Here is a 12,235-nt window from a genome sequence, read left to right on the forward strand (position 1 = left end):
GACGGCGATTCCAGCGCGCTGGCGGTTTACACGCGGCGGCGCGTGGTCTTAATTCGGTCCGACACAAAGCACCCGCTTCAACGAGGTGCTGCACCGGTGAGGAAATCAAGAACATCATGGCCAGGAAAACCGAGAACAACGGTCCGTCCGTCAGTGCGCAGGAAGCGCTCGAATTCCACGCCATGGGTCGCCCCGGCAAGCTGGAGGTCGTTGCCACCAAGCCGATGGCGACGCAACGCGACCTCAGCCTCGCCTATTCGCCTGGCGTCGCGGTTCCTGTTCTGGCCATCGCCGAAGACCCCTCGCGCGCCTTCGACTACACGACGCGCGGCAATATGGTCGCCGTCATCTCCAACGGCACCGCCATTCTCGGCCTTGGCAATCTCGGCGCGCTGGCCTCCAAGCCGGTGATGGAGGGCAAGGCGGTGCTGTTCAAGCGCTTCGCCGATGTCGATTCCATCGACCTCGAGGTCGATACCGAGGACGCCGACGAGTTCATCAACTGTGTGCGTTTCCTCGGGCCCTCTTTCGGCGGCATCAATCTCGAGGACATCAAGGCGCCGGAATGCTTCATCATCGAGCAGCGCCTGCGCGAATTGATGGACATCCCGGTCTTCCATGACGACCAGCACGGCACTGCGATCATCTCGGCCGCCGGCCTGATCAACGCGCTGGAAATCACCGGCCGCGACATGAAGACCACAAAAATGGTCTGCAACGGCGCCGGTGCAGCCGGCATCGCCTGTATCGAGCTGATGAAGGCGATGGGTTTTGCCCCCGAAAACATCACTTTGTGCGACACCAAGGGTGTGGTGTTCCAGGGCCGCACCGAAGGCATGAACCAGTGGAAGTCGGCGCATGCGGTCAAGACCGAGGCGCGCAGCCTCGCCGAGGCGCTCGACGGCGCCGACGTCTTCCTCGGCCTCTCCGCCAAGGGCGCGCTGACCACCGCCATGGTGCAGTCGATGGCCAAGAACCCGATCATCTTCGCCATGGCCAATCCCGATCCGGAAATCACGCCGGAGGAGGTCGCCGAAATCCGCACCGACGCCATCATGGCCACAGGGCGTTCTGATTACCCCAACCAGGTCAACAACGTGCTCGGCTTCCCCTACATCTTCCGCGGCGCGCTGGATGTCAGGGCAACCACCATCAATGACGACATGAAGATCGCCGCCGCGCAGGCGCTGGCGGCATTGGCACGCCAGGATGTGCCCGACGACGTCGCCGCCGCCTATCAGGGCAACCGGCCGAAATTCGGCCCCAACTACATCATCCCGGTGCCGTTCGACCCGCGCCTGATCTCGGCCATCCCGATTGCGGTGGCCAAGGCGGCGATGGATTCCGGCGTCGCCCGCAAGCCGATCCTCGATCTCGATCGTTACGCGCAGGAACTGTCGGCCCGCCGCGACCCGATCGCATCGACCCTGCAGCGCATCTACGACCGCGTGCGCCGCCAGCCCAAGCGCATCGTCTTCGCCGAGGGCGAGGAGGAGCAGGTCATGCGCGCCGCCGTCTCCTATGTGAACCAGCGGCTCGGCACCGCCATCCTGCTCGGACGCGACGACGTCATCAAGGAAAACGCCAAGCACGCCGGCATCGACCTCAACAAGCAAGGCATCGAGATCATCAACGCCCGCCTGTCGCGCCGCAACGGCATCTACACCGACTATCTCTACGAGCGCATGCAGCGCAAAGGCTTCCTGTTCCGCGACTGCCAGCGGCTGATCAACAACGACCGCAACCATTTTGCCGCCTGCATGGTGGCGCTGGGCGACGCCGACGGCATCGTCACGGGTGTGACCCGCAACTATTCCACCGCACTCGACGACATCCGCCGCGTCATCGACGCCAAGCCCGGCCACCGCGTCATCGGCGTCTCGATCGTGCTGGCGCGGGGCAAGACCGTGCTCGTCGCCGACACCGCCGTGCACGACATGCCGAACGCCGAGCAGATCGCCGACATCGCCGAGGAGGCCGCGGGCTTTGCCCGCCGCATGGGCTATGAGCCGAGGCTCGCCATGCTCGCCTATTCGACCTTCGGCCATCCGCAGGGCGAGCGCTCCGAGCGCGTCCAGGAAGCGGTGCGCATCCTCGACAAGCGCCGCGTCGATTTCGAATATGACGGCGAAATGGCCGCCGACGTGGCGCTCAATGCGCGGGCCATGGCGCAATATCCGTTCATAAGGTTGACCGGCCCGGCCAATGTGCTGATCATGCCGGCGTTCCACTCGGCCTCGATCTCGACCAAGATGCTGCAGGAACTCGGCGGCTCCACGGTCATCGGCCCGCTGCTGGTCGGCTTGAACAAGCCAGTTCAGATCGTGTCGCTCAACGCCAAGGACTCGGACATCGTCAACATGGCGGCGATCGCGGCGTATACGGCGGGGACTTGAGCGGCGAGCCTTAGCGGTGAGTCTGCGAGGCGTTCAGCCCGGCGCGAATACGCGCGCGGCTTCGATCACCTCGTCGACCTGATCCTGCCGAAGCAGGTCGACGGGAATGCGGCCGTCGAGCTGCGCCGAGGGCCGCGTCAGCCACAGCCATGCGAGCCTTGGATTGGTGATCAGCGACAGCACGTCGCGAATGCCCGCAACCGGCCGTCCATCGACGAACTGCGCCAGCGGGAAGACATGTTTGCGGCCGCCCTTGCGCAAGGCGATGACCTCGCCCCGCCGTTGCCAGCGATGCAGGGTCGAGCGGGCGATACGCAAATTCTCTTCCAGATAGGTCGAGCCGGCGACGCGGCCCGCCCAGTCCTCGATCAGCATCGATTCGAGATCGTCGGACTTTGGCAGCGAAGGAGGCTCGACATCGGCCAACGGGGTCGTCGGCGGATTGATTACGCCGGCTATACCGGCTTCGCTGCGGCGCGCGGCTTCCGCCGCCAGCGCGCGCACGAATTTCGAGGCCAGGCCGGGCAGGTCGGCATGGATGGCGTCGATGGCGCGCTGGTGCTTCGGTGACAGCAAGGTGACGGCGGACGCTATGCTGCCGGCGATCTTGCCGACCGAGACCATGGTGGGCTTGTTGATGGCCTCGTCATAGTGCGCAAGCGCGCGCTCGACGTCCTCCGCGACCATCTCCGCGAAGTCGTCCTGTTTGAGGCCCTGGATCTGAAATCTGTTCATGCATCTGTCTTTTGGCCGCGCGCTCCCCTCAGCTGCGGCCGATTGTTGAATTTCTAGTGCGGAAAACGGAAATCGCGGCGGCAACGAATCCGGCCGCCCGACAGCATGCTGTCCAGCATTTCTTGACACCCCAACTGACTGAGGGCGCACCGAAATGTCAGTCGCGGGACGCCCAGATTGCGTGTAGGTGCGATGTATGACAGCCGCGCGACGGTGAGAAGCGGTCCGCGCAGCGGACGAAAAGCCAATTGCTTGGCTTTTCGAGCTTCGAACGCCCTGAGCCTGCGAAGGGCAGCGGCGCGACCGGCCGCCTACGGCACAAGCGCCGGGCTTTAGGGTTACAGTAACCCCGCCTGCTCGGCCTCGCGACGCAAATTCTGCCGCGGCCTGGGGCCGATCTGCTGGATCACCAGTCCGGCCGCCAGTGAGCCAAGGTCGCCGCAGGTCTGCAGGTCGCGGCCTTGCGTGTAACCATGCAGGAAGCCGGCGGCATAGAGATCGCCGGCGCCTGTCGTGTCGACCAGTTCCTTGATGGCGGTCGCCTTGATGACCACGGTCTCGTCGCCGCGCACGATCACCGAGCCTTTTTCCGAGCGGGTGACGGCGGCGATCCTGCAATCCTTGCGGATTTGCGCCAGCGCCTCGTCGAACGACGACGTCTGGTAGAGCGACTTGATCTCGTGGCTGTTGGCAAATACGATGTCGACCGTGCCCGAACGCATCAGGTCGAGGAATTCGTCGCGGTAGCGGTCGACGCAGAACGAATCCGACAGCGTCATCGACACTTCGCGACCTGCCGCGTGCGCCAGCCTCGCCGTCTGGCGGATTGCTTCCTTGGCGCGCGGCGGGTCCCACAGATAGCCTTCGAAATAGGTGACCTTGGCGCCGGAGGCCTTGTCGGCCTCGACGTCCTCCGGTCCAAGCTCGACGCAGGCGCCGAGATAGGTGTTCATCGAGCGCTCGCCGTCGGGGGTGACGAAGATCATCGAGCGCGCCGTCGGCGGCTCGCCCTTGAGCGGCCTGGTGTCGAAGGCGACGCCCTGCGCATGGATGTCGTGGGCATAGATTTCGCCCAGCGCATCGTTGGAGACCTTGCCGAAGAAGGCGGCGCGGCCGCCGAAACTGGCGACGCCGGCCGCCGTGTTGCCTGCGCTACCGCCGGAGGCTTCGATCGCCGGCCCCATGCGGCTGTAGAGCAGTTCGGCGCGCTTTGTGTCGATGAGGTTCATCGCGCCCTTGATGATGCCGTTGGTCTCGAGGAATTCCTCGTCGCACTGGGCGATGATGTCGACAATGGCATTGCCGATGCAAAGCACGTCATAATCCGGCATCAAAATCTCCGCCAAAAACCCGAGCCGGCTTCTTGCCACGCCGGCCCGGCGCGGGTCTAGCGATTTGAAACCGGTTTGCCTAGGGCGAGACACGCAACTTTGGCGGAACAGGCAAAAGGCGCCTCAGCCGCGAGGCGCTATGACAATTCGACCGTGGCCGAAGCATTTCTTCGCCGCACCGCCTACAAGCCTGGTTCAGCCGATCCCGTTTCGAAGGCGAGCCAGCCCCATGTCTACAAAGAAGATCTCGACAAAGAACGAGCCTGCAAAGAACGACATGACCACCGACCTGGCGCTGCTCGTCGTGCTGGCGGTGCTCTGGGGCGCCTCCTACACCTTCATCAAGATCGGCGTCGAAACCATCCCGCCGGTCACCTTCATTGCCGCCCGCACCCTGATTGCCGGTGGTATCCTGTTCGCCATCCTCCGCTGGCGCGGGCTCGCCATGCCGGGCGATGCGGCAAGCTGGCGCCGCTTCGCCTTCCAGGCCTGCCTCAACAGCGTCATCCCGTTCACCCTCATCGCGGCGGCGGAACGTTCGGTCGATGCCGGCCTCGCCACCATCCTGAATGCCACCTCGCCGATCTTCACCTTCCTCTTGACAGCGCTCATCACCCGCCACGAGCCGGTCACGGTGCGCAAGCTGATTGGCGTCGGCGCCGGCATTGCCGGCATCTGCCTCATCATCGGCACGCAGGCACTGGGTGGCCTCGGTCACGAGTTGTGGGCGCAGTTGGCCATCGTAGCGGCAACAATCTGCTATGCGGGTGCGGCCATTTTCGGCCGTGGTTTCAAGGGCCTCGACCCAATGCTGCCTGCCGCCGGTTCCATGCTGTGCGGCGCCGTCATACTCGTGCCCATCAGCCTTGTGTTCGACCAGCCATGGACGCTCGCGCCCTCGACCGCATCTATCCTGGCCCTGCTCGGCCTGTCGGTGTTTTCGACGGCGCTGGCCTTCGTCATCTATTTCCGCCTCATCCACACGCTGGGTTCGGTCGGCACCACCTCGCAGGCCTATCTGCGGGTGCCGATCGGCGTCGGCATCGGCGCCCTTTTCCTCGGCGAAAGCCTAGGCTCGACGGCATGGCTGGGCATGGCGTTCGTCGTGGCCGGGGTCGCTGCCATGACCATCCCGATTCGAAAGCCGGCGTTTGCGCGGTAGAGCAATTCCAGGAAAAGTGTGAGCGGTTTTCCCGGGAAAAGCGGATAGCGCTTTCCCTTGGGAATTGCGTCAAAGCAAAGAACCAGCCCGCTTGTGCTCATGGCCTGCGCTGCCTATCTCGGAAGCATCCGCCTTTTAGGCGGCGTCCGCTAACCGGGGTGTGACAAGGTGATTTTCGACGCTGCCCGCACTGCGGCCCTCGAGCTGCTCTCGCCTCCCTTTCGGGCCGTGTTCCTCAAGACATTGGGTCTGACGCTGCTGGCGCTTGTCGCCTTGTGGTTCGGCCTGACCAGCCTCGTCGAGTGGCTGGCGCTGCCGTGGCTGCAGACGCTGTTGCCCGGCATGCCGTCCTGGGCCGGGTGGCTGGGCGGCATCATCGCGGCAATAGCGCTTGCCTTCGGCATGGCGTTGCTCATCGCGCCGGTGACGGCTGTTGTCGCCGGCCTGTTCCTCGACGATATCGCCGAAGTGGTCGAGCGCACCGACTATCCCGGCGATCCGACCGGCCGCGCCATGCCGGCGCTGCGCTCGCTGGTGCTGTCGGCGCGATTCCTCGGCGTCGTCATTCTTGGCAACATCGTCGCGCTGCTGCTTCTCTTGGTGCCGGGCGTCAACATAGCCGCCTTCTTCATCGTCAACGGCTATCTGCTCGGGCGCGAGTTCTTCGAATTCGCCGCCATGCGCTTTCGTAGGGAAGAAGAGGCCAGGGCCTTGCGCAGGCACTATGCCGCCACAGTGTTTCTCGCCGGGCTGCTCATCGCGGCTTTCCTCGCCGTGCCGTTGCTCAACCTGCTGACGCCGCTGTTCGCCGCCGCCATGATGGTGCATCTGCACAAGGCGATCTCGGTGCGGGAAGTGGCTCGCTCCTCGCGCCACTGAGCATTTTCTTCAGAGCAACAGGAATCCGCGTCCGAGCTCGTCGTCCGCTTCGACGATAAACTCAGTCCTGCCACTATAATAGGCGCGGCCGCCGACGCGGGCGATGATCGCCTCGTGCGGGCCAGCCTTTGCAGTCCGCACCACGGCTCCCGAAAAACGCGAGCCGGCAATGCTTTCGAATGTGCGCGTCTGTCCGATCGCGATCTCGCCCTTGGCATGCATGGCCGCCAGCCTTGCGGTGACGCCGGAGCCGGTCGGCGAGCGGTCGACCTCCGCCTCGGCGAAGACGCAGATGTTTTTAGTCACCTCGCTGGAAAACGCATCGCGGCCATCGGTCAGGATGGTGCCATAGAGGAAGGCTAGGTCGGCATGGTCGGGATGCGACAGCGGCAATTCGGCCTTGAGCCTGTCCGTCAGCGCGGTTGCCGCATCGACGAAATCGCGCACCCGGCTTCTGCCGAATTCAAGCCCGAATTGGTGACAATCGGCCAGCGCGTAGAAGGCGCCGCCATAGGCGACGTCGAAGCCGATCGTGCCATGGCCCGCCAGCTCTATCGTCTGCCCGCCGGCGAACAGGAAGGCCGGCACGCTTTCGAACGACACCGCACCGGCCTTGCCGTCCCTGACCTCGACCGAGGCGACGACCAGCCCGCACGGCGCCTCGATATTGACTGTCGTGATTGGTTCCTGTTTCGCCACCAATCCCTCATCTACGGCGTAGCGGCCGAGCGCGACGATGGCGTGGCCGCACATCGTCGAGTAACCCTCATTGTGCATGAACAGCACGGCGAGGTCGGCGCCGGGCAGGTCCGGCTCGACCAGCAAGGCGCCATACATGTCGTAATGGCCGCGCGGCTCGAACATCAGGATTTTCCTGAGACGATCGAGATGGTCGCGCACATAGGCGCGCTTTTCCAGGATGGTGCCCTTCGGGATATCCGGATAGCCGCCGGTGACGATCCTGAGCGGCTCGCCGCCGGTATGCATATCGACGACGGTCAGCGTCATGCGACGGGCCCCATTAATCCGAAGATTTGCCGAAGAGGGCCTGCAATTTGCCGAACGGCATGGCGGCGCGGGTGAAGCCGAAGGTGCCGTCCTGCTGGATCTCGCGTGCCGCCGTTTCCAGCATGCCATAGGCGAAATTGGTCAGCCACGGCCCGAGCGAGATGCGCTTGACGCCGGCCATGGCGAGGTCGGCGATGGTGAAGCCAGGCTTTGCCATGACATTGACCGGCTTGCTGACCGCCGAGCAGAGCGTGCGGATCATCTCGACGTCGCCGATGCCTGGCGCATAGAGCACGTCGGCGCCGGCCTTCTCGAACGCCTGCAGCCGCTTGATGGTATCGTCGAGGTCGGACTTGCCCCACAGGAAATTCTCGGCCCGCGCCGTGAAGACGAAATCGCGCTTCAGCGCCCGCGCCGCCTCCACCGCCGCCGCAACGCGCTCGACAGCGTGCGCGAAATCATAGATTGGCTTGTCGGGGTCGCCGGTGTGGTCTTCGATCGAGCAGCCGGCAAGACCGGCCGCTTCGGCCGCGAAGATGGTTTCGGCGGCCTGCTCGGCGCCGTCGCCCTTGCTTTCTCGAGGTCGGCCGAGACCGGCAGGCTGGTCGCCCCCGACACCTCGCGGCAATGGTGGATCATCTGGTCGAAGGTCACCGCGCCGTCCGGCAAGCCGCGCGAAAAGGCAAAGCCGGCGCTGGTTGTCGCCAGCGCCGTGAAGCCGAACGAGCCGAGCAGCTTCGTCGTGCCGATATCCCAGGGATTGGGCATGACGAAGGTCGAGGCATGCAGGTCGCGGAAGATCTTGCCCTTGTCCATGGTAGTACCCCCATCATATGCGGTGTGGCTAAGTGGATTTTATCCTGCCCCATTTGGCCGGGCAAACGAATGCGGTTGGTTCAGAAGCGTTTGGCGTTCTCTCCTGCCAATTTGTCCAGCGTGTCGGAATCCTTGATGTAGTGCGATGTCTTCTTGTCCCAGTGATAGATGACGGAAATCGCGTGGGACTCTGGTCGGGGCGGAGTGTCGTCGCAGCTTTCGCCGTTGAGCACCGTGGCATCGGTCACCGTCACTTTGATGGCAGCATAGGACTTCCCCTCCGCGATGGCCTGAAAAGCTACATCCTGCTTGCGGCTGTAGGCGCACAGGTTTTCGTCGAACGTATAGATCATGTCGATCAGTTCGAATTTGTCGTCGCGGACCATGATCAGCGGCGTGATCACATAGTTCTGGCTCGAGTTGAAATGCGCGCTCATGGTGATCAGGACGTCATCGTTGGCGCTGACCGAAAGCTTGCCCGGTTCGCGGAAGTAGGTGCCGCGGTCGAGCGCGACATTGACGGCGTCGAGCAATTTTGGCTTGGCCGTGACGTCGTAGAGCGCCAGCACCGCATAGCCTTCGGCGCTGTCGGGAGAGTCACCGAGGTCGAACAGCATGGCCAGCCGGTCCTTGCCGCCGGCCTTGATCGCAAGCACCGCGGCATTGGAAAAGCCCGAAGTTTCGGGCGGCGAACCGCCGCCATCCGGTCGCTCGATATGTCGCATCTCGATCGGTAACCCGCCCCTGTAGAAGCCGTCCTGGTCCGCGGCGAGATCTGGAATGACCATCCTCGCGAGGTCGAGATAGGTGGCATCCGTGCGGCCGGGCAAAGCACTGCCGAGTTCCGGGAAGCCGACGGCTTGCGCGCCGGCCGCAGTCCACAAAAACGGCAGCAGCGTCAAGGTAAGGAAGAAGCGGAACAGGGCGGGTTTCATGCGTGGCCTCGAATTGGCGGGGCCAAGCTAGCACGGACGATCGAGGCGTACAGCCGCGGGCTGAAGATCAGCTTAGTGGATCGGCACCAGCCCGGCCAGCTCGCGCATGTCGTCGAACAGGATGCCGCCGGCCTGGATCAGGCCAGCGCGGTCGGAATAGGGATCGGCATGATAGGAAAACACCCGCATGCCGGCGGCGATCCCGGCCTGCGTGCCGGCGACGCTGTCCTCGATGACGATGCAGTCGGCGGGCGCGAAGCCCATGGTCTTGGCCGCATGCAGGAACAGGTCCGGGAACGGCTTGCCACGGCTGACCATGGTCGAGGAAAACATCGCGCGTTCGAACAGCGGCAACAGCCCGGTCTGGCCAAGCGTGATGTGCATCTTCGACACTCGGGCCGAAGTGGCGACGCAATAGGCGATACCGGCTGAACGCACGGCTTCGACGAACTCGCGGACGTAGGGGATCGCTTCGACGCCGTGGGCAAACAGATCCGGCAGGCCGGCGTTCCAGCGATCGACGAAATCGACGCCGAGCCTGACGCTGGTCTCTGCTTCGATCTCTTTCTGCACCGACGCCATGCTGCGGCCGGAGAAATTCTTGCGGCAATATTCGAAGCTTGTCGGATAGCCGGCAGCGGTCAGCCATTCGGCGAGACGCCGATTGGCCAAATTCTCTGTATCGACCAGGATGCCGTCGCAGTCGAAGATGACAAGTTTAGGCAGTTCAGACATCAGGCGGTGCCGGTCGATCCGAACCCGCCCGAGCCACGCGCCGTGCCGCCGGCCAAAGTGCGCTCTTCCACGGCCGCCTGCGTCACCGCCGCGAAGACGATCTGGGCGATGCGCATGCCGCGCGTCACCGCGAAATCCTCGTCGCCGAGATTGATCAGCAGCACCTTCACCTCGCCGCGATAATCGCTGTCGATGGTGCCGGGCGTGTTGAGCACGGTCAGGCCGTGCTTGAAAGCAAGTCCGGAGCGTGGCCGCACCTGACCTTCCATGCCCTCGGGAATCTCCAGGATCAGCCCGGTCGGCACCAAAGCGCGTTTTCCGGGCAGGATCAGCAGCGGCCGGTCGTCGGGCACCGCGGCGCGCAAATCCATGCCGGCGGCACCGATGCTTTCATAGGCGGGGAGGGGAAGTCCTTCAGCATGCGGCAACCTGACGAAGCCGACGGTCGGACCGATGACGGAGGGAGTTTGAAGGGCTGCGCGCATAAAATCGATCCTATCGGCGCGAACGGCGATTCGGTCAACTCGACTGTAATTCTATCAACGGCTTTCTTTTGGGCGGCACTGTGACCTCAGCGCAGTTCCATCGGAACGACGGTGGTCTCCTTGATCTCCTCCATCACGAAGGACGCGGACACATCCGACAGCGCCACCTTGGCGATCAGCCGCTGGTAGAGCCGGTCATAGGCCTTCACGTCGGCGACGCGGGCGCGCAAGACATAGTCGAGGTCGCCCGACATGCGGTAGACGCCGGTGATCTCGGGAAAGCCGGTCACTGCCGCGCGGAATTTCTGCAGCCACTCCGGGTCGTGGTTGGACGTGCGGATCAGGATGAAGACGGAAAGGCCAAGTCCGAGCTTTTCGGCATCGACCAGCGCCACGCGGCCGGTGATGACGCCATCCTCCTCCAGCCGCTTCACCCGGCGCCAGCAGGCATTGCGCGACAGCGCCACCCGTTCCGACAGCTGGTCGACCGACAGCGTGCCGTCGCGTTGCAATTCGGCAAGCAATTTCCGGTCGATTTCGTCGATTTCCAACGCCATGTGGGATGTTTGTCCCATCAACGGGTCAAATACAAGGATATTTTGAGACCGATGAACCGGCGAAGCGTGTCAGGATACTCATATCAGGAACTTCAAGCGCTGAAGGGGACCAGCATGTCGGTCGCAAGGATTTTCACCTCTCATCCGGCCAAGGTCGGCGAAACCTATTTCACTCATATGGCCTTTGCCGGCTGGTTCTCGTCGCGGCTGCTGATGGCGGCTGGCGCCGCGCTCGTTCACGCTTTCTTGCCATTTCTGTTTGAGACTACCGCCAGCCGAATCGTTCGTGAGCTTTACGAGCGGACGCACAACAGAGGCACACACGCGATCAAGGAGCCTGCGGCTCTTATGGATCGCGCCTAGAGGGCGACAGAAGCGATGTGCCGGTGGGCGGCCTATCTCGGTGAAGCAGTCTTTCTCGAAGACATGCTCACCGCGCCCTGTCACTCGCTGATCGCCCAGAGCCATTGCGCCCAGGAAGCGAAATCGCCGACCAATGGTGACGGTTTTGGCCTTGCCTGGTATGGCGACCGCCCGGAGCCGGGTCTCTACCGAGACATCCTGCCGGCATGGTCGGATCCCAATCTGAAGAGCCTGTGCCGGCAGATCAAATCCGGCCTGTTCCTCGCCCATGTGCGGGCGTCCACCGGCGGCGCCACCAGCCGCATGAATTGCCATCCGTTCATCTCCAGCTCTTGGTCGTTCATGCACAACGGCCAGATCGGCGGCTTCGAAAAAATCCGCCGCGCGCTGGAGAATTCGCTGTCCGACGCTGTCTTCGACCAGCGCGAAGGCACCACCGATTCCGAATTGTTTTTCCTGCTGATGATCGACGAGGGATTGACCGGCGATCCGCAAGGCGCCGTCTCCCGCGCCACCAGCCGCGTGCTCGAAGCCTCGCGCCGCGCCGGCCTCGAACCGGCGCTGAAACTCACCGCCGCCTTCTCCGACGGGCAGGCGCTGCATGCGGTGCGCTACGCCACCGACGCTCACGCACCGACGCTCTACACGTCTGTCCTGCGCAAGGGCGGCGGCCGCTGCATCGTTTCCGAGCCCTTCGACCGCGAGGGCGGCGACTGGCAGGCGATCCCGCCGTCGAGTTTTGTGACGATCACTGGCGATGGCATGGTCATTCGCCCTTTCGCACCCGCATCGGCCAGGCTGGCACTGGCCGTCTAGTTGCAAAAGTGCGGCAA

Annotated in this window: 12 protein-coding genes and 1 pseudogene; 5 read left to right on the plus strand and 8 right to left on the minus strand. The window is 63.7% G+C overall.

All coding sequences use genetic code 11. The annotated features are described in order from the left end of the window. The first annotated feature begins 116 nt into the window (after window positions 1-116). The gene (locus NKI66_RS12600) at window positions 117-2,396 is read left to right on the plus strand and encodes an NADP-dependent malic enzyme (RefSeq protein ID WP_023811643.1); all 2,280 of its coding nucleotides are present in this window, start codon (window positions 117-119) and stop codon (window positions 2,394-2,396) included. A gap of 33 nt (window positions 2,397-2,429) precedes the next feature. Here the strand turns inward: NKI66_RS12600 and NKI66_RS12605 are convergent, their stop codons facing one another. Then, window positions 2,430-3,131 (minus strand): antitoxin Xre/MbcA/ParS-like domain-containing protein, encoded by a 702-nt coding sequence (locus NKI66_RS12605; protein WP_352610819.1) that lies wholly within the window; start codon window positions 3,129-3,131, stop codon window positions 2,430-2,432. 338 nt (window positions 3,132-3,469) lie between these two features. Further along, window positions 3,470-4,462: an adenosine kinase gene (locus NKI66_RS12610; protein WP_023811645.1), complete on the minus strand. Its 993-nt coding sequence runs from the start codon at window positions 4,460-4,462 to the stop codon at window positions 3,470-3,472. Window positions 4,463-4,691: 229 nt separating this feature from the next. Between NKI66_RS12610 and NKI66_RS12615 the strand changes: the two genes are divergently transcribed. Beyond that, a complete protein-coding gene (locus NKI66_RS12615; protein ID WP_031213409.1) occupies window positions 4,692-5,624 on the plus strand; it encodes a DMT family transporter in 933 nt (310 codons plus the stop codon). Window positions 5,625-5,792: 168 nt separating this feature from the next. Further along, the gene (locus NKI66_RS12620) at window positions 5,793-6,503 is read left to right on the plus strand and encodes a sulfate transporter family protein (protein WP_023811647.1); all 711 of its coding nucleotides are present in this window, start codon (window positions 5,793-5,795) and stop codon (window positions 6,501-6,503) included. 9 nt (window positions 6,504-6,512) lie between these two features. Here NKI66_RS12620 and NKI66_RS12625 read toward each other — a convergent pair whose 3' ends face one another. The 6 genes and pseudogenes from NKI66_RS12625 to NKI66_RS12650 all read right to left on the minus strand — a co-directional run bounded on the left by NKI66_RS12625 (window position 6,513) and on the right by NKI66_RS12650 (window position 11,039). After that, window positions 6,513-7,511 (minus strand): proline racemase family protein, encoded by a 999-nt coding sequence (locus tag NKI66_RS12625; protein WP_352751775.1) that lies wholly within the window; start codon window positions 7,509-7,511, stop codon window positions 6,513-6,515. A gap of 13 nt (window positions 7,512-7,524) precedes the next feature. Continuing rightward, window positions 7,525-8,327: pseudogene (locus NKI66_RS12630) on the minus strand (isocitrate lyase/PEP mutase family protein). An 80-nt stretch (window positions 8,328-8,407) separates the two neighbouring features. Continuing rightward, the gene (locus NKI66_RS12635; protein WP_023811650.1) at window positions 8,408-9,262 is read right to left on the minus strand and encodes a hypothetical protein; all 855 of its coding nucleotides are present in this window, start codon (window positions 9,260-9,262) and stop codon (window positions 8,408-8,410) included. Window positions 9,263-9,334: 72 nt separating this feature from the next. After that, window positions 9,335-9,997, minus strand: coding sequence for an HAD family hydrolase (locus NKI66_RS12640; RefSeq protein WP_023811651.1), 663 nt, complete (start codon window positions 9,995-9,997; stop codon window positions 9,335-9,337). Beyond that, the gene (dut, locus tag NKI66_RS12645; protein ID WP_023811652.1) at window positions 9,997-10,482 is read right to left on the minus strand and encodes a dUTP diphosphatase; all 486 of its coding nucleotides are present in this window, start codon (window positions 10,480-10,482) and stop codon (window positions 9,997-9,999) included. The genes NKI66_RS12640 and dut overlap by 1 nt, the downstream gene beginning before the upstream one ends. An 86-nt stretch (window positions 10,483-10,568) precedes the next feature. Beyond that, a complete protein-coding gene (locus NKI66_RS12650) occupies window positions 10,569-11,039 on the minus strand; it encodes an Lrp/AsnC family transcriptional regulator (RefSeq protein WP_023811653.1) in 471 nt (156 codons plus the stop codon). Between the two features lie 114 nt (window positions 11,040-11,153). Between NKI66_RS12650 and NKI66_RS12655 the strand changes: the two genes are divergently transcribed. Beyond that, window positions 11,154-11,402 carry a DUF6356 family protein gene (locus NKI66_RS12655; protein ID WP_023811654.1) on the plus strand — a complete coding sequence of 83 codons (249 nt, stop codon included), beginning with the start codon at window positions 11,154-11,156 and terminating at the stop codon, window positions 11,400-11,402. Between the two features lie 15 nt (window positions 11,403-11,417). Further along, complete coding sequence (locus NKI66_RS12660) at window positions 11,418-12,218, plus strand: class II glutamine amidotransferase (protein ID WP_023811655.1); 801 nt, start codon at window positions 11,418-11,420, stop codon at window positions 12,216-12,218. The last annotated feature ends 17 nt before the right edge of the window (window positions 12,219-12,235 follow it).

It is taken from the genome of Mesorhizobium sp. M0518, from assembly GCF_040321125.1.
Lineage (GTDB): Bacteria > Pseudomonadota > Alphaproteobacteria > Rhizobiales > Rhizobiaceae > Mesorhizobium.

Excerpts from the sequence above, each read along its gene's own strand:
- NKI66_RS12660 (WP_023811655.1), top strand. The coding sequence starts at position 11,418 with ATGTGCCGGTGGGCGGCCTATCTCGGTGAAGCAGTCTTTCTCGAAGAC.
- NKI66_RS12655 (WP_023811654.1), top strand. The coding sequence starts at position 11,154 with ATGTCGGTCGCAAGGATTTTCACCTCTCATCCGGCCAAGGTCGGCGAA.
- NKI66_RS12610 (WP_023811645.1), bottom strand. The coding sequence starts at position 4,462 with ATGCCGGATTATGACGTGCTTTGCATCGGCAATGCCATTGTCGACATC.
- dut (WP_023811652.1), bottom strand. The coding sequence starts at position 10,482 with ATGCGCGCAGCCCTTCAAACTCCCTCCGTCATCGGTCCGACCGTCGGC.
- NKI66_RS12640 (WP_023811651.1), bottom strand. The coding sequence starts at position 9,997 with ATGTCTGAACTGCCTAAACTTGTCATCTTCGACTGCGACGGCATCCTG.
- NKI66_RS12615 (WP_031213409.1), top strand. The coding sequence starts at position 4,692 with ATGTCTACAAAGAAGATCTCGACAAAGAACGAGCCTGCAAAGAACGAC.
- NKI66_RS12635 (WP_023811650.1), bottom strand. The coding sequence starts at position 9,262 with ATGAAACCCGCCCTGTTCCGCTTCTTCCTTACCTTGACGCTGCTGCCG.
- NKI66_RS12625 (WP_352751775.1), bottom strand. The coding sequence starts at position 7,511 with ATGACGCTGACCGTCGTCGATATGCATACCGGCGGCGAGCCGCTCAGG.
- NKI66_RS12600 (WP_023811643.1), top strand. The coding sequence starts at position 117 with ATGGCCAGGAAAACCGAGAACAACGGTCCGTCCGTCAGTGCGCAGGAA.
- NKI66_RS12650 (WP_023811653.1), bottom strand. The coding sequence starts at position 11,039 with ATGGCGTTGGAAATCGACGAAATCGACCGGAAATTGCTTGCCGAATTG.
- NKI66_RS12605 (WP_352610819.1), bottom strand. The coding sequence starts at position 3,131 with ATGAACAGATTTCAGATCCAGGGCCTCAAACAGGACGACTTCGCGGAG.